Consider the following 14,853-nt stretch of genomic DNA (forward strand, 5'->3'; position numbering starts at 1 on the left):
AACAATCCAACTATACCTGGGTCTTCAGCAGAAGGTCGTTAAATTTCTCGAGCAGGTTGATGTATTTGCGCTGCAGGTTTACAAGCTCCTGCTCGCAATCGCGCAGGTTGTTTGGCTTATAAACTTCCTGTGGCTCGCTGTCGAAGGGCAGGAGCAGGTTGGTGCTAAGCTGGGGCTGCGGTTTGGTAGTTTCTTTTTTTACAGTTTTACTCAGGTGTGGGAAATCCTGTGAAAAGTCGTGGTGAATTACCTCGCCAAGCTTCAGGATGAAGCTGTAAGGAATGCTGGACTCTTTAAACTTATTGTAAAGCGTTTTACGGCTGATGCTCATTTTCTCGGCTACTACGCCAATTGCCACGCCGCTGGCCTTTACGGCATCACGTATTACCTCGCCTCTGTGTACGTTTGTCTTTACCATCGTTCTGCTGTCTGTTACCTGTCTGTGTAAGGGGGATTTCTTTTACAAAAATAGGTAATCGGTATGTACGAAATGTGAATGTGGACAAATTTTACACGTTAGGCTGCCTAGTGTAAACTATGCTTTGTACAAGTTGTTGATTTGTACGTTGATAGCTTGTGAAGCTTTTCCCAGTACCCACAGTTTATCTACATTCCCACACATTATCCACAGCCGTCGGGCCACCATACTGGCACCCGGCATGGCCACTGCCCGAAAAATTGTTAGCTTCATGGCAGCAGGTATAAGGGGCTACGCGGGAATAAACTTGTAAACCTATGCCAGATGCTACGTAAGCAACTCTAAAAACCGTTGGGCATGCAGCAAAGCGCCATCATTGGCATCGATATCGGCACCACCAGCACCAAGGCTGTAGCTTTTGGGCTGCAGGGCGCGGTGCTACACCAGCAAGTGATGGAATATCCCATCCTCAGCGAGGAGCCGGGACAAGCGGAGCAGGAGCCGGAGCAGGTGCTGCAGGCGGTGCTCTCAACGCTAGGGGCGGTGGCCGCATGGCTGCAGCAGGAGAAGTATAAAGTAGAAGGCGTGAGCTTTAGCAGCGCCATGCACAGCCTTATTCTGCAGGACTCTGAAGGCAAACCCCTTACCCGCTGCATCATTTGGGCCGACTCCCGCAGTCATGTTTGTGCCGATGAGATCAAAAAAAGCCCGCTGGGGCACAAGGTCTACCTGCAAACCGGCACGCCCATCCATCCTATGTCGCCGCTGCCCAAGCTGTGCTGGCTCAGGCAAGAGCGCCCGGAGCTGTTTGCCCAGGCGGCCATGTTTATCGGCATTAAAGAGTATGTGCTGTACCGGCTGTTTGGCAAATATAAAATCGACTATTCGGTTGCCTCGGCCATGGGGCTGTTCAACATATTTGAGTTTAGCTGGCACAAGGATGCCCTGGCAATGGCCGGTGTAAAACCCTCACAGCTGCCGGAGCCGGTGCCTCCCACCTATACTTTTCGCGGGTTAAGCGCTGCCGATGCCGAATTGCTGCGCCTGCCGCCCGACACTCCCTTTGTGATAGGGGCCAGCGATGGCTGTTTGGCTAACCTGGCCTCGCATGCCGTGCGCCCGGGCGAGGCCGTGGTGACGATCGGCACCAGCGGGGCCGTGCGCACCATGGCCAGCGAGCCCGCCACCGATATAAAAGAGCGTGTCTTCAGCTACATCCTGAACGAAAACCATTTTGTGCTGGGAGGCGCCGTAAACAACGGAGGCGTGGCCTTGCGCTGGTTCCGCGATGCTTTCTACGCTACAGAAACAGCAGAGGCCGTCGCCAAGGACCAGGACATGTATGAGCTGCTGAACGAGGTGGCAGAGGGCATAGCGCCCGGCGCCGAGGGATTGCTGTTCCTCCCCTACCTGCTGGGCGAGCGCGCCCCTATTTGGGACGGATCGGCCAGGGCCTGCTTTATCGGCGCTACCTACGCGCACACGCGGGCGCATTTCCTGAGGGCGGTGATGGAGGGGGTGATCTTCAGTGTGAACAGCGTGGTGCAGGCGCTGGAGCAAACGGTGGGCCCGGTATCCACTATCTACGCAAACGGGGGCTTTGCCTTCTCGGAGCTTTGGGTGCAGATGCTGGCCGACGTGACGGGCAAAAAGGTGCAGCTGACGGAAACGCCGGAAGGCTCGGCCTTTGGGGCAGCCATTATGGGGATGTACGCCCTGGGGCTTTTGCCCTCGCTGGAGGCGGCAGAAAGTATGATTCGGGTATGCAGGACGTTTGAGCCACACCCGGAGCGGGGGCAGGTGTACGGCAAGCTGTTCGCCGTTTTTGAGGAGCTCTACCCGAAACTAAAAAGCAGCTTCGAGCAGCTGGGGCAAGTTTAACAGGCTGAAAGACGGCCAAGGAAATCCATACAAGTATAGATCATCAAAAAACAACACACATGCAGATAGGACTGATAGGATTGGGCAAAATGGGCTATAACCTGGCGCTGAACCTGCGCGACCACCGCCACGACGTAGTAGCTTACGATATTTCGGAAACGACCATGGAAGCCATTGCGGCAGAGGGCGTAGCCACGGCAGCAACCATAGGCGAGCTGGTGCAGCAGCTGCAGGGGCGCAAGGTGGTGTGGGTGATGGTGCCTGCCGGTGCCCCCACCGATGCCGTGCTGCGCCAACTGGCGCCCTACTTAAGTATGGGAGATATTGTGATAGACGGTGGCAACTCGAACTACAAAGACAGCATGGCGCGGGCCGTGCAGCTAAAGCAGGCGGGCATCCATTTGCTGGACTGCGGCACGAGCGGCGGCCTGACCGGTGCACGCCACGGCGCCTGCACCATGGTGGGCGGCGACGCGGAGGCGTTTGATTTTTGCGAGGAGGTGTTACGGGACGTGTCCGTGGAAAAAGGCTACCTGTACACCGGCAAGTCGGGAAGCGGGCATTTTGTGAAGATGGTGCACAACGGCGTGGAGTATGGCATGATGCAGGCCATTGCGGAAGGCTTCGAGGTGCTGCACAAGAGCGACTTTGACCTGAACTACAAAGAGGTGGCCCGCGTCTGGAACCACGGCTCGGTGGTGCGCAGCTGGCTGATGGAACTCGTAGAGAGTGCCTTTAGCAAAGATCCGGAGCTGGCTGCCTTAAAAGGGGTGATGCACTCTTCCGGCGAGGGCAAATGGACCGTAGAAACCGCTTTGGACATGGAAGTGGCGACGCCGGTGATCGCGCTCGCGCTGCTGATGCGGTATCGCTCTCAGGAAAATGATACATTTTCGGGAAAGGTGGTGGCGGCGCTGCGCAACGAGTTTGGCGGCCACAAGGTAGAGTCGGCGGAGTAGCAGCGTGTAAAAATGAATAAGGCCGGAGTTCCGTTTCCAGAAGCTCCGGCCTTAAATCAATTTTCAACTTTTAGCCATACTCTTTAACGGCACTAAAGAAGTAAAGTTGCGCTGTGCTGAAAAAAATGCAGAAAAAATCTACACCTCTGCCGCCTGAGCAAGTATAAATAACTCGGAAAAGTGCTTTTACAGCCTGTATGGGTAGATTTTAATATTATGCCGGCACAGAAAAAATTGTAGATTTTTTTCCCATCTACTTCCCGCTACAGTCTGTATTGTATGCCTAGGCTCAGGTTAAAGGTGTTCATCGGCTGGCGGTGCTGCATTAAATTGCCTCGTGTGTCGGGCACGGTAAACCTTGGCTTGGTATAGAGCATGCCTGCCTCCGCGACTACCCAAAAAGGGGCGACGCGAAAGCCGATGCCGCTGCCCCAGCCCAAAGCCAGCGCTGTAGCCTTGTCCGCCGGCATGTTGATGTCGCCGTAAGTAGTCTGCACCTGCCAGGAGGCGCTGCGGTTAAAAGATGCGCCCGCCGAGCCGCGCAGATATACTTCTACCTCTTCGTGCACCGGCACCAGCAGATAGGCATCGGCCAGGGTAAACCAGGAGCGCCAGGCGGTGGAGCTTTTGCCTGTCACCAGCTCATCCCCCGGCTCGGCAAAGTTGTTGAGGTTGTAGCGGTTGTGGCGATAGCTCGCCGAGGCCCCGGCAGCCAGGTACCTGCCCAGGTGATAGCGGTACGTGCCTGAGAGCAACAGCCCGTCGCGGGCAAAAGCCGGGTACTCATCCTCAAAGGCAGACTTGTTAAAACTGCCGTTCACGAAGGAGTTGCCTACCTGCAGGCCGAGCACGTGCTTTTCTGCCGCCTCCTGTGTTTGCGCCAGCGCCGGCAAGCAGCTGAGCAGGAGCAAAGTATAAAGTATAAATCGCTTCATAAAGTATAAATTAGTGGAGCAGGTCCTGGTGCTCGGGGTGCTGCGCGATGTGCTTTTTAACGGCCACACAGGTGGCGATTATCTTCAGGTTGTGGCGGCGTGCATAGGCCAGCGCCGTTTCTATCAGTTCCTGTGCCAGGCCGGTGCCGCGGTACGCCTCCGGCACATACGTGTGCGTCAGGTCCAGCACGCCCTGATTTGGTTTGGCATAAGCCAGCTCGCCTTCCTCGTCTTCTGTTCCTATCTTGGCCGTGAACTGCTGGTACTTCTCCTCATGGATGATCTGATGCTTCATACTCTCTAGCTAAAGGTCAAGGCTATACTCCAGCTGCTCGCCGGGCTGCAACACTAACGTATCTTTTTGGCTGCTGCGGCTGCCGTCTGCCAGCGTCTTTTCGGTACGTACAATTACCGGCTGCCCGGCAGGCACTGCTACGCTATAGCCGTAAAAGCCCCAGTGCTGGCTGTCGTACAGGTGCATGCAGCTGTCGGGGTCTGAGGCGGCGAGCTTATAGGTGATGGTGCTGATGAGGCGCGCATACCGCTGCGGAGCCTCTTCGGCATCCACCGTTAGGCGGAGCGCAGCGGCGGGCGCTACCGTGAAGTTCTGCAGGATGGTGGAGTCGCGGGCAAGGTTGTAGCCGGCGCTCCAGATATTGTCTTCGTTGCAGCTCAGGTAGCCCTCGTCCTTAAAATCGGTGATCAGCTCAAAATACCCCTCCGCAAATTCGTCATCGCGCAGCAAAAAGCGCAGCTCGTAGTTGCCGTTGGCATCGGTGCGGGTCATGGCTTTGTCGCGGGTATATTTTGGCTGTAAATAGCCGGAGTCTCTCCACTTTATACGCAGGGCAGCGCCGGCCACGGGCGCACCGTTGGCATCGGAAACACGGCCTTTTATAACGGTGCAGGAGCCGGGGCAGTACTTGCTGATGTAGTCGTTGTCGTGGGTGTCGCAGGCTGCCAGCAAGGCAAGCGGCAGCATTAAAAGCCAGCGGGTTAGTTTCATAGGGGCAGCCTGTTTGGTGGTATAAAGTTAATGTTTTTTATGTGATTTAAAAGATGCGGCCCCTTAAAGTATAACTGCCCTGCCCGAGGATAGAAACCTGTTTGGCAAGTATAATTTAGACCAGTACCTTTGCAGGCTTCGAGCCTGTTTAAATTTCGTTTTTGTAAGCGAAAATTGTTCAAGATGGGTTCTGGCGAAGTGTTTTTTGAATCGCATAGCAGCGCTATGTGGCGAAAAAAACATGATGCCAGGTTCCGTTTTGAGCGATTTGCAGCACAAAGTATGAATTTTAAACAGGCTCTTAATTCCGGAACGCCATGCACCGCCACTTCATCCTTTTCAAACCCTACGGATTTATCAGCCAGTTTGTAAGCGAGAGCCGCAAAAAGAAGGTGCTGGGCCAGCTGTATGATTTTCCGGAAGGGGCTATGGCGATTGGCCGCCTGGACGAGGCAAGCGAGGGCCTGCTGCTGCTCACAACCGACGGCAAAGTGAGCGAGGCGGTGCGCAGCAGTAAAGTGGAGAAGGAATACCTGGCGCAGGTAGACGGGGTGGTGACGGAGGAGGCGCTGCAGCAGCTGCGCGAGGGCATCACCATCCGAACCGAAAAAGAGTGGCACCGCACCAAGCCCTGCCAGGTGCGCAGGCTGGAGGCCGGGCCTGAACTGCCAGAGCGGGCGCGGCGCATCCGCGACGAGCGGCACGGGCCCACCAGTTGGGTGTCGCTGACGCTAACAGAGGGTAAATTCCGGCAGGTGCGCAAAATGACGGCCGCCGTGGGCTTTCCGACGCTTCGCCTGGTGCGGGTGCGCATCGGCAGCATCCGGGCAGCGGGAATGGCGGCCGGAGAGGTGCGCGAGGTCAGCTGCTTCGACCTAGGCTGAGCCAGCGCTTAAGGGCGCTTTTGCCTGAGTGGGGCGAGCAGGTACTCCAGTCCGTTTATCTTGATCTCGTAGATGGTGGCCAACTGCATGCCCAGCTTGCCGGGCGGGAAGCCTTTGCTGTAAAACCACTCCAGGTACGATACCGGCAAATCGCAGAGAAGCGCGCCTTTATACTTGCCAAAAGGCATGCGGTGCTGTACCAGCTCCTGCAGGATGTGTGGTGTGGGTTGTGCGTGTGGGGTGCTCATAAGCCGAAAAGGTAGGCAAACTGAAACATTGCACCAAGCATAATGTTATATACTTCTGTTGCTTCTGCAAAACTACCAGACAGGCAACGGTTTTGAATTTGTGTTGCAACTTTAAATCATAGGAAAACGACCGCATGACGCGTAAACAATACTTTGTAATCATCCTTATACTAGGCTCGCTGGCCACGATCAGTCCCTTCTCGATTGATATGTATTTGCCGGGCTTTCCGGCCATTGCAAAAGATCTGGGCACCACCATCGCGCAGGTGCAGCTTTCGCTGACGGCCTACCTGGTGGGTATATCGGTGGGGCAGCTGCTTTACGGTCCGCTGCTGGACCGCTTTGGGCGCAAAAACCCGCTTTATGTGGGGCTGGTAATCTACATCATCACCTCGCTGGCCTGCGCCTACACCGATTCTGTTAACTCGCTCATCCTGATGCGTTTTCTGCAGGCCATTGGCGGCTGCGTGGGCATGGTGGCGGCACAGGCCCTGGTGCGCGATATTTTCCCGGTGAACAAAACGGCTCAGGCTTTCTCGCTGCTTACGCTTGTTATTGCCGTATCGCCGATGGTGGCCCCGACGCTGGGGGGCTATGTTACTGCTGCCTTTGGTTGGCACTCGGTGTTTATCATACTTGCTGTGATCACAGCCCTGATTATGCTGGGCGTGCACTTTGCCCTGCCGGAGGGCCGTCCCGCTGACCCGTCCATCTCGCTTAAGCCCAAGCCGGTGCTGAAGAACTTTATCACGGTGCTGAAGCAGGAGCAGTTTCTGCTTTACGCGCTGGCGGGGGGTATCGCCACGGCAGCGCCCTTTGCCTACATTGCTGGCTCCTCGGATGTGTTCATGAACATCTACCATGTAAGCGAGCAGGAGTATGGGTGGATTTTTGCCCTGTTGGCCTTCGCCATGATCGGCTCTACGCAGCTCAACCACTTTATCCTGAACAGGTTTAAGAGCGAGCAGGTGATCAACTTTACGCTGTATTACCAGGTGGCGGTGGGGCTACTGCTGGTGGTGGGCACGTACTATGGCTGGTTCGGAAAGATTGCGCTTATCGTGCTGCTCTTTATCTTCCTGACGGGCCAGGGCCTGCTGAACCCCAACTCCACGGCACTGTCGCTGGCACCGTTTACCAAAAACACGGGTAGCGCCGCTGCTTTGCTGGGCAGTTTCAGGATGGCGATGGGCGGTTTGATGTCGGCGATGGTGAGTGTACTGCACACGGGCACTACCTTGCCCATGGTGAGCGTGATGGCCGCCTGTGCTGTAACAGGGCTAGTGATTCTGCTGCTAGGCAAACGCACCATCCGCTTCCGTGCCAGTCGCCGCTCGGTGGAGGAGGATACTTCCGTGCTGGTTTCGACAGGGCAGGAGCATTAGGGGAAGTTCTTTATAATTACTGCCTTAACCGTAGTAGGTCCAGTTGGCCTAATTGCCGGAGGCTGGAGGTTTGTCCACTTGTGCCTTTTTGATTTCGGGCAAAGTAAACCCACCCCTTAGAGCTACGCTCGCTACCTTCGAACTCCCGTTCTCGGTAGTCCAGAGGAGGGGAATTCCGCGGCACCGGGCCCAACCACCCCTACTAAGGAGGGGAGTTCGGTTCAAGCTCTGTCAGCCGGGGCTATCAAAAACTGATCCCAGTCCTTGGGTTGAGCGCCTTCTAGATTTCTGGTTTCGCTTTAGCGAAATTGCGACGCAGGAGCAAAGGAAATGTAGAGAGCGCGATGCCCGAGGACGAGGCCTCCCGGCCTCGGAGGGAGCCAAGTATGAGGTGAAACAGCAGCCTTCGTAAATCTTAGGATGAACGGAGGCTAGAAAAGATAGCTTGGTTCAAGTTGCAGGAAACAGTGGCTAATAGCGGCACAAGCGGACGCTTGCGCCATGGAAATTTGTGGCTAAAGTATAAAAGACAGAAGAGGACGCAACGAAATGCACGAGGGCTTTCAGCTTAGGCCATGACAAATGCAGAACAGCAGAAGCCACTTCAAGTTGCCTATCCCTATCCCGATAGAGAGTGATAATAGCTGCACAAGTTGCTAAAAGTCCCTACGCCTTCGTCATCTCAATATGGTCGATGCCGTCCTCGTCGTACACCGGGCCCGACTGCAGAAAGCCGAAACTCTTGTAAAAGCCTTTAGCGTATACTTGCGCACCGATTTTAATCGGGCCGTGGCCGTAGAGGCGGTAGCATTCCGCAATAGAGTAATCCACCAGAACCTTGCCCATGCCTGTGCCGCGCACCGCCATACTTGTCACGATGCGGCCGATAGACATGGCATCGGGGTAGGAGAGGCCGGGCGGCACCAGGCGTGCCGTAGCCTCCAGCTCATCATCCTTATAAAGCAGAATGTGCTGGCACTTCTGGTCTTTGTTGTCCATGTCCAGGAACACGCAGGTCTGCTCCACCACAAACACCTCGCTGCGCAGGCGCAGCATCTCATACATCTCGTGTGGGGTAAGCTCGTCAAAAGCTTTGCTGATCTTGGTAAGGCTCATGCAGGATATTTCGTCAAAAGGTAACACCACAAAGATAGCATTCATTGGCCACCTATGAGCACAAAAAAGCCGCTGCGGTTCGGGCAGCGGCTCTGTTTATACTTTGCGGCAGGGCGCAAACGGGTGCTGGCGCCATACTTTCTGCTGCAGGTATGCTTTATTTACTGCGACCACTCGGTCGGCTGGCGGTCCCAGCGGTGGCCTTTTAGCTCCTGCACCAGCTCCTGGGGCAGGCCTTTGCCGTCGCTGCTGGCCAGGTTGGCCTCTACGTGGTTGGCTTTGCGCATGCCCGGTATGGTGGTGCTGATCTGCGGGTTGCTCAGGATAAAGCGCAGCGCCATCTCGGCCATCGTCATACCTTGCGGCACCAGCGGTTTTAGCGCGTCGGCGTGGTCCACGCTGCTGTTCAGGTTTTCCGGCACAAAGTACGTGTTGCGCCAGTCGCCTTCCGGAAAAGTGGTGTCTTTGGTGAGGTTGCCGGTCAGGGTGCCTTCGTCAAACGGTACGCGGGCGATGATGCCGATGTCCAGCTTCTCACAGAGCGGGAACAGCTCATCCTCCGGCGCCTGGTCGAAGATGTTGTAGATAACCTGCACGGCGCTGATATGGCCGGTCTGCAGCGTTTTCAGCACGTTTTCCGGCTCCCAGCGGTTCACGCTGATGCCCATGTGCTGTATCTTGCCGTCGGCTTTCAGCTTTTCCACAGCGCGCTGCCACTCCTCGTGCTCGGCCCAACTGTCTTCCCACACATGGAACTGCTGCAGGTCTATCGTTTCCACGCCCAGGTTCTTCAGGCTTTTCTCGGTGTACTCTACTATGTGGCTGGCCGGAAAAACATCCTCCAGCTTAAACTCCGGTTTGGAGGGCCATGTAAAGTTCTTCGGCGGGATTTTGGTAGCCACATACAGCCTCTTGTCTGCGTGGCGCTTGAGTAGCTGGCCCAGCAGCTCCTCGCTATGGCCTTTGCCGTAGCCCCAGGCGGTATCGAAAAAGTTGCATCCGCGCTCCACGGCCAGGTCCAAAGACTGCTCCGACTGCCGGTCATCCGACTCTGTCCAGCCGGCCATGCCCCACATACCGTAGCCCACTTCGCTTATGTTCCAGCCTGTGCGGCCAAATCGTCTGTATTGCATAAGTATGGTTTAGTTTGGTAGATGCCTAAGGTACGAAAAAGCAGGAAAAAATGTGCCCCTGGTTAGGCCTGCCAGCGAAAAGAAGGCGTAGTGGAAACAAAATGCGCTTACGATTGTATGTATGTACACAGGAATTAGGTGAGGCTGAGTGCGCAGAACGATATATGCTCCGGCTCGTTAAGTCTAATTCCCTATCACCCAAGGAATTTAATTTATCCGATAACTACAAAAAACAACAAGTATGGCAAAGACAAAATGGCTAACAGACCCCACGCACAGCGAAGTGCAGTTTAAGGTGAAGCACCTGATGATCTCCACCGTGACGGGCTATTTCGGCAAGTTTAATGTGGAAGTGGAGACAGAAGACGACGATTTCACCGAAGCCTCCCAGATCCTGTTTACAGCTGACGTGGACTCCATCAGCACCAACAACGAGCAGCGCGACACCCACCTGAAGTCGGCGGACTTTTTTGATGCGGCCAACCACGAGCAGGTGAAGTATGAGGGCAAGAATTTTGAGAAGGTAGGCGATGACGAGTATAAACTGCACGGCGACCTGACCATCAGGGGCACGACAAAGCCTGTTACCGTGAATGTGGAGTTTGGTGGCGTGGTGGTAGACCCTTACGGGCAAACCAAAGCCGGTTTTACCGTTACCGGCAAAATAAACCGCAAAGACTTTGGCCTTACCTGGAATGCCGTAACCGAGGCCGGCAGCGTGGTGGTAAGCGATGAGATAAAGCTAAACTGCGAGATACAGCTGGTAAAGCAGGGCTAAGGACCTGAATCAGCCACAGCTTATACCTACAGAAAGCCCCGGCCGTATGCGGCCGGGGCTTTCTGTAGGTATAAGCTGTGCAGCTCTTACTTCTGCGCCACGATTTTTCTGATCTGCTTCTGTACCTCCGGGTCCTCGCGGTAGGCTTTCATCATGGCGTCATACTTTTCTTTTGTCAGGCCCTGCTCCTCAATCGCCTGCTGCACCTTTTCGCGGGTTTCCGGCTGTATTTTTACAACCTCCTGCGCTGCCTCGCTAAAAGACGCAATTTCCTCGGGGTTCTCGGCCACCTCGTCCAGCTTTTGGGCACGGTGCGCCTTGGCCAGTTCGTTAAAGCGCTCAAGCGTCAGGCTGTGTCCTTCTATCACGGCAACCATGGTGTCGCGGCTTGCCTTCTGTAACTCGGTAACGGCCGTGTTTGCCGCCACAAAGCTTTGTAGTTCCTGGTCGGTAAACTCTTGGTCGGATGCTGCCTGAGCGGTTGCGTTTGGAGTAGCCTCTTGGGCATAGGCGGTGTTGCCGAAGTAAACTGATGCCACCAGAAGTGCGGCTGCAATGGTCCCTGTCTTCTTGAATACCATAACTGGATTTTTGGATTGGGTTAAAAATAATTTTTCTGAGGGATGTGCCGCTCCGCCTCCAGGTTTGATAGAAGAGGCAAAAGAGAAGCTGCGAGGGCCTACTCGGGCCCGTGTGTAAATCCCGTGAGACTAAATATAGGCTTTTTTTGTGGCAAAGGCAAATTTTAGGGCGAGGAACCCTGCGCTGGAGTATCACTGCGGCAGCCATCCAAACCCGGGAAGTAAGTATAAAGTTGCGTTGAAAAGAGCTGTATACCAGGATGAAGTATAAGTGCCTGAGCCGAGAGGAGAGGAGGGCGGCGGCTAACCTGCATGAGCAGGTTGGTTAAATAAACTATGCCCAGGCCAGCATCAGGGATTCCTGAATAATAGTAAATTAGCGATCTATAGGGTTTCCTACGTATAGGGTGCATATATCCACAACCCATGAGCAGACTCAACCGCTACCAGTTGGCTTTTCTTAAGTGGCGCAGAAGGCAGAGCAACAACCGCATCATGCCTTTTGTGTTGAGCGTAGTAGTGGGCCTGATCGCGGGGCTCTCAGCCATTACGATCAAGACGATCATTTTCTACATAGAGCAGTATGCCGTATACTTTGCCCCTAACCTGCTGAACTTCCTGCTGCCTTTGATAGGCTTTTTGCTGGTAACGTTCATCAACCGCAACATCTTTCAGAAAACCGCCTACTTCAGCGGTGCCCGCAACGTGATCGAGGCCATCGAGAAGCACTCTTCCATCATCAAGTTCCGGCTCATTTACTCAAAGTTCATCACCACAGGACTTACCATCGGTTTTGGCGGAAGCTCCGGGGTAGAGGCGGCCATTATCTCCAGCGGCTCTGCTGTAGGCTCTAACGTGGGCCGCTTTCTGGGGCTGGGCTACCGGCTGCGCACCCTGCTGATAGGCTGTGGCGTGGCGGCAGGCATCTCGGCGGTGTATAATGCGCCTATGGGAGGCTTCATCTTTGCCCTGGAAACCATTTTGCCGGAGTTTACGCCCACGCTGCTGATCCCCCTGCTGGTGGCCGCCGCGGCCGGCAAAATCCTGTTCGAGTTTATCATGGGCCAGCACCTGCGCTTCGAGGTGCCCATCACGGACTTTGCCTACGAACAGATACCGCTGGTCGTGCTGCTGGGCGTGCTGGGCATGCTCATGTCGAGTTACCTGCTGAAAACCTACAGCTACTGTGCGCAATATTTCTCCCGCGTTAAAAACGCGTATGTGCGGGCGCTGATCGGAGGCGTGGCCCTCGGCAGCATCATATTTATACTGCCGCCCATGTATGGCGAGGGCTATGTAAGTATAAACGCGCTGCTCAACAACGAGGAGCGTTCCCTGTTTATGAACTCGCCGCTGGCCGTGCTGCCCAACACGCTCTGGGCCAACCTGCTCTTCTTTTCGCTGATAACGCTGGTAAAACCGATCAGCACGGGCATTTGCGTGAACTCCGGCGGAGAGGGCGGTTACTTTGCCCCTTCCATCATCACGGGTGGCCTTTTAGGCTTTCTGTTCTTTAAGGTGGCCGATTTCATGTTTCCTTTTTATGGGATAAACCAGGCGACCTACATGTTTTTGGGTATGGCTAGCGTGTTTGCCTGCGTGATGAATGCCCCGGTTACCGCCATATTCCTTGTAGCCGAGATTACCCAAAGCTACGAGCTGTTTGTGCCCCTGATGCTGGTGTGCGCCGTGGCTTATTTCCTGAAGTACTACATCGAGAACCTGAGCCGCAGCGTGGTGCAACCGAAGGGGCAGAGCAAAGCGCTGCGCGTAGACCGCATCCTGCTAAACCAGCTAAGTATAAAGCAGCTGGTGGAGAAGGATGGTGCCGCCGTTACCGAAAACGCGGGCTTCCGGAAAGTGGTGGAGAGCTTTGCCAGCTCGGATAAGGACGTGCTGCAGGTGCTGGACGAGCAGGGCATGCTGAAGGGAATCATCAGGCTGCAAGACTTCCGGCAGCAGCTGGGCGACACCTCCAACTACGATACCCTGCTGGCCCGCGACATGATGCACCCGCCCGAGGCCGTGGTAGAGCTGGACGAGTCGGCTGCCGAGGTGCTGGACAAGTTTGACAAGTATAACCTGTGGTCGTTGCCGGTGGTGCGCAAGGGCAAATTTAAGGGCTTTATCTCCAAGAGCCGTTTGCTAACGCAGTACCGCACCGAGCTTACCCGCGTAAACAGGTTCTTCTGATGCCGCCCCTGCGCCGTGCCGAACAGCCAAAAAATATCTTTTAGCGCTATCCGGGCAATTTAAGCGGGAATTTCATAACAATAGGCAGGCCTACTGCGTTTCTACTGAAATATTATCAATAACTATTAATTAGAAGAGAAACTATGGATGCAAACGAGCTAAAAAGAAAAGCCGATTCGATGAACCCTGAAAAGAAGGAGGGACCTGTAGCCGCCGCAATAGAAGAGTATACCGCACGAATCCCGTCAGATATGTACCTGTGGGCCGCGCTTGGCTCTATGGCAGTTTCTGCTACGCTAAAAGTATTAAGAAAAGACGAAGAAGCGCTGTTTGTGGGCCAGTGGGCTCCATCTTTCCTGCTGCTGGGCGTTTACAACAAACTTGTAAAGGAACTGGGCAAAGATAAGTACAGAGACTAAGGGCTGTTACCTGCCACAAACAAAAAGAGGAAGCCACCACGCTTCCTCTTTTTGTTTGTGGCTCAGTTTAGGGTATACTTTAAAGGCCTTCTGCAGTAACCTCTGTTAACTCTAACCTTGCTAGCCGCTAATTTTGGGTACACATTTTTGCCGGATGCCGTAACAGGAAGGGTTATGTTTGGCATTCAAGATATCCCTAAGTTTTTCCTGGCCTTTTTCCTGGTGCTTCCTGTTATCTCCCTGTTGCACGAGTCGGGCCACGTTTTCTTTGCCTGGCTGATGGGCGGCAAGAACATTAAAGTGACCGTTGGCTCGGGTAAAGTGCTTTTTACGGCCGGCATGCTGGAGGTGCGCAAGTATTACTTCTGGTACGGCCTCTGCTCTTTCGATAACCTGAAGCGCAACCGTCGGTTCTCCAACATCCTCATTTTCTCGGGCGGCGTGCTCTTCAACGCCTTGTCGGCGCTTGCGGTCATGGTTATGGTGGAGGAGGACGTAATAAAAGCTGGCATGCTTACCTACCAGTTTACCTACTTCTCCATGTACTACATCTTCTTTGCCCTGCTGCCCATGCCTTACCCCGACGGCACCTACAGCGACGGTAAAATCATACTTGACCTGATCCGGAAACCGCAGGTGGCGGAAAACACATACCGCCTGCACTGGGATGAGAAGACGCAGCAGTGGCAGGTGCTGGACCACAACAGAAAACCGGTAGAGAGTTTTGAGAACGAGGAAGAGGCGCTGGAAAAGGCGCACGAGGTGGCGCAAAGCAACAGGCCCAGCCGCCTGCTGCGGGTCCGGAGCGGCGAAGAAACCGAGATCTGCAACTACCCCCGGGTGCCGCTGTAGCCAGAAGTATTTTGCCAACCATGCAGCTTGCCTCAGCAGGCTTCCTTATACTTGCACGGTGGCCT

Annotated in this window: 16 protein-coding genes; 8 read left to right on the forward strand and 8 right to left on the reverse strand. The window is 54.8% G+C overall.

Annotated features, from left to right (window positions below):
* Positions 1-10 precede the first annotated feature (10 nt).
* On the reverse strand, positions 11-418 hold the full coding sequence (locus FJM65_RS08550) for a hypothetical protein (protein WP_140621099.1): 408 nt from the start codon (positions 416-418) through the stop codon (positions 11-13).
* Positions 419-775: 357 nt separating this feature from the next.
* On the opposite strand from FJM65_RS08550, the gene FJM65_RS08555 reads away from it, so the two are divergent.
* Together FJM65_RS08555 and gnd are read left to right on the forward strand one after the other, a co-directional pair.
* On the forward strand, positions 776-2,299 hold the full coding sequence (locus tag FJM65_RS08555) for a gluconokinase (RefSeq protein WP_140621100.1): 1,524 nt from the start codon (positions 776-778) through the stop codon (positions 2,297-2,299).
* Positions 2,300-2,358: 59 nt separating this feature from the next.
* Positions 2,359-3,258: a phosphogluconate dehydrogenase (NAD(+)-dependent, decarboxylating) gene (gnd, locus tag FJM65_RS08560; RefSeq protein ID WP_140621101.1), complete on the forward strand. Its 900-nt coding sequence runs from the start codon at positions 2,359-2,361 to the stop codon at positions 3,256-3,258.
* Between the two features lie 263 nt (positions 3,259-3,521).
* On the opposite strand, the gene FJM65_RS08565 is transcribed toward gnd, so the two are convergent.
* From FJM65_RS08565 to FJM65_RS08575, 3 genes are read right to left on the reverse strand one after another with little or no spacing between them, the layout of a single operon-like run.
* Positions 3,522-4,193, reverse strand: coding sequence for an outer membrane beta-barrel protein (locus FJM65_RS08565; protein ID WP_140621102.1), 672 nt, complete (start codon positions 4,191-4,193; stop codon positions 3,522-3,524).
* A 10-nt stretch (positions 4,194-4,203) separates the two neighbouring features.
* Positions 4,204-4,488, reverse strand: a complete 285-nt coding sequence (locus FJM65_RS08570; RefSeq protein ID WP_140621103.1) for a GNAT family N-acetyltransferase — start codon at positions 4,486-4,488, stop codon at positions 4,204-4,206.
* Positions 4,489-4,497: 9 nt separating this feature from the next.
* Positions 4,498-5,199, reverse strand: coding sequence for a carboxypeptidase-like regulatory domain-containing protein (locus FJM65_RS08575; RefSeq protein WP_239022886.1), 702 nt, complete (start codon positions 5,197-5,199; stop codon positions 4,498-4,500).
* 317 nt (positions 5,200-5,516) lie between these two features.
* Here FJM65_RS08575 and FJM65_RS08580 point away from each other — a divergent pair, with 317 nt between their 5' ends.
* Positions 5,517-6,083 (forward strand): pseudouridine synthase, encoded by a 567-nt coding sequence (locus tag FJM65_RS08580; protein WP_140621104.1) that lies wholly within the window; start codon positions 5,517-5,519, stop codon positions 6,081-6,083.
* An 8-nt stretch (positions 6,084-6,091) separates the two neighbouring features.
* Here the strand turns inward: FJM65_RS08580 and FJM65_RS08585 are convergent, their stop codons facing one another.
* A complete protein-coding gene (locus FJM65_RS08585; RefSeq protein ID WP_140621105.1) occupies positions 6,092-6,331 on the reverse strand; it encodes a DUF3820 family protein in 240 nt (79 codons plus the stop codon).
* A 134-nt stretch (positions 6,332-6,465) separates the two neighbouring features.
* On the opposite strand from FJM65_RS08585, the gene FJM65_RS08590 reads away from it, so the two are divergent.
* A complete protein-coding gene (locus FJM65_RS08590; protein ID WP_140621106.1) occupies positions 6,466-7,716 on the forward strand; it encodes a multidrug effflux MFS transporter in 1,251 nt (416 codons plus the stop codon).
* A gap of 666 nt (positions 7,717-8,382) precedes the next feature.
* Here the strand turns inward: FJM65_RS08590 and FJM65_RS08595 are convergent.
* Positions 8,383-8,877, reverse strand: a complete 495-nt coding sequence (locus tag FJM65_RS08595; RefSeq protein WP_239022887.1) for a GNAT family N-acetyltransferase — start codon at positions 8,875-8,877, stop codon at positions 8,383-8,385.
* Between the two features lie 116 nt (positions 8,878-8,993).
* Complete coding sequence (locus FJM65_RS08600) at positions 8,994-9,965, reverse strand: aldo/keto reductase (RefSeq protein ID WP_140621107.1); 972 nt, start codon at positions 9,963-9,965, stop codon at positions 8,994-8,996.
* Between the two features lie 241 nt (positions 9,966-10,206).
* On the opposite strand from FJM65_RS08600, the gene FJM65_RS08605 reads away from it, so the two are divergent.
* Positions 10,207-10,743, forward strand: a complete 537-nt coding sequence (locus tag FJM65_RS08605; RefSeq protein WP_140621108.1) for a YceI family protein — start codon at positions 10,207-10,209, stop codon at positions 10,741-10,743.
* A gap of 86 nt (positions 10,744-10,829) precedes the next feature.
* Here FJM65_RS08605 and FJM65_RS08610 read toward each other — a convergent pair whose 3' ends face one another.
* Positions 10,830-11,324, reverse strand: coding sequence for a DUF4168 domain-containing protein (locus tag FJM65_RS08610; RefSeq protein ID WP_140621109.1), 495 nt, complete (start codon positions 11,322-11,324; stop codon positions 10,830-10,832).
* Positions 11,325-11,750: 426 nt separating this feature from the next.
* On the opposite strand from FJM65_RS08610, the gene FJM65_RS08615 reads away from it, so the two are divergent.
* The 3 genes from FJM65_RS08615 (at position 11,751) to FJM65_RS08625 (ending at position 14,788) form a co-directional block, all read left to right on the forward strand.
* Entirely contained in the window at positions 11,751-13,517 is a 1,767-nt protein-coding gene (locus FJM65_RS08615; RefSeq protein ID WP_140621110.1) for a chloride channel protein, read from the forward strand.
* Between the two features lie 143 nt (positions 13,518-13,660).
* Complete coding sequence (locus FJM65_RS08620) at positions 13,661-13,936, forward strand: hypothetical protein (RefSeq protein WP_140621111.1); 276 nt, start codon at positions 13,661-13,663, stop codon at positions 13,934-13,936.
* 174 nt (positions 13,937-14,110) lie between these two features.
* Positions 14,111-14,788, forward strand: coding sequence for a site-2 protease family protein (locus FJM65_RS08625; protein WP_140621112.1), 678 nt, complete (start codon positions 14,111-14,113; stop codon positions 14,786-14,788).
* Positions 14,789-14,853 lie beyond the last annotated feature (65 nt).

It is taken from the genome of Pontibacter mangrovi (assembly GCF_006385705.1).
GTDB classification, from domain to species: domain Bacteria; phylum Bacteroidota; class Bacteroidia; order Cytophagales; family Hymenobacteraceae; genus Pontibacter; species Pontibacter mangrovi.

What these genes read in the sequence shown, in the direction of transcription:
- FJM65_RS08550 (WP_140621099.1), bottom strand. Translation starts at nt 418, where the DNA reads ATGGTAAAGACAAACGTACACAGAGGCGAGGTAATACGTGATGCCGTA.
- FJM65_RS08555 (WP_140621100.1), top strand. Translation starts at nt 776, where the DNA reads ATGCAGCAAAGCGCCATCATTGGCATCGATATCGGCACCACCAGCACC.
- gnd (WP_140621101.1), top strand. Translation starts at nt 2,359, where the DNA reads ATGCAGATAGGACTGATAGGATTGGGCAAAATGGGCTATAACCTGGCG.
- FJM65_RS08565 (WP_140621102.1), bottom strand. Translation starts at nt 4,193, where the DNA reads ATGAAGCGATTTATACTTTATACTTTGCTCCTGCTCAGCTGCTTGCCG.
- FJM65_RS08570 (WP_140621103.1), bottom strand. Translation starts at nt 4,488, where the DNA reads ATGAAGCATCAGATCATCCATGAGGAGAAGTACCAGCAGTTCACGGCC.
- FJM65_RS08575 (WP_239022886.1), bottom strand. Translation starts at nt 5,199, where the DNA reads ATGAAACTAACCCGCTGGCTTTTAATGCTGCCGCTTGCCTTGCTGGCA.
- FJM65_RS08580 (WP_140621104.1), top strand. Translation starts at nt 5,517, where the DNA reads ATGCACCGCCACTTCATCCTTTTCAAACCCTACGGATTTATCAGCCAG.
- FJM65_RS08585 (WP_140621105.1), bottom strand. Translation starts at nt 6,331, where the DNA reads ATGAGCACCCCACACGCACAACCCACACCACACATCCTGCAGGAGCTG.
- FJM65_RS08590 (WP_140621106.1), top strand. Translation starts at nt 6,466, where the DNA reads ATGACGCGTAAACAATACTTTGTAATCATCCTTATACTAGGCTCGCTG.
- FJM65_RS08595 (WP_239022887.1), bottom strand. Translation starts at nt 8,877, where the DNA reads ATGAATGCTATCTTTGTGGTGTTACCTTTTGACGAAATATCCTGCATG.
- FJM65_RS08600 (WP_140621107.1), bottom strand. Translation starts at nt 9,965, where the DNA reads ATGCAATACAGACGATTTGGCCGCACAGGCTGGAACATAAGCGAAGTG.
- FJM65_RS08605 (WP_140621108.1), top strand. Translation starts at nt 10,207, where the DNA reads ATGGCAAAGACAAAATGGCTAACAGACCCCACGCACAGCGAAGTGCAG.
- FJM65_RS08610 (WP_140621109.1), bottom strand. Translation starts at nt 11,324, where the DNA reads ATGGTATTCAAGAAGACAGGGACCATTGCAGCCGCACTTCTGGTGGCA.
- FJM65_RS08615 (WP_140621110.1), top strand. Translation starts at nt 11,751, where the DNA reads ATGAGCAGACTCAACCGCTACCAGTTGGCTTTTCTTAAGTGGCGCAGA.
- FJM65_RS08620 (WP_140621111.1), top strand. Translation starts at nt 13,661, where the DNA reads ATGGATGCAAACGAGCTAAAAAGAAAAGCCGATTCGATGAACCCTGAA.
- FJM65_RS08625 (WP_140621112.1), top strand. Translation starts at nt 14,111, where the DNA reads ATGTTTGGCATTCAAGATATCCCTAAGTTTTTCCTGGCCTTTTTCCTG.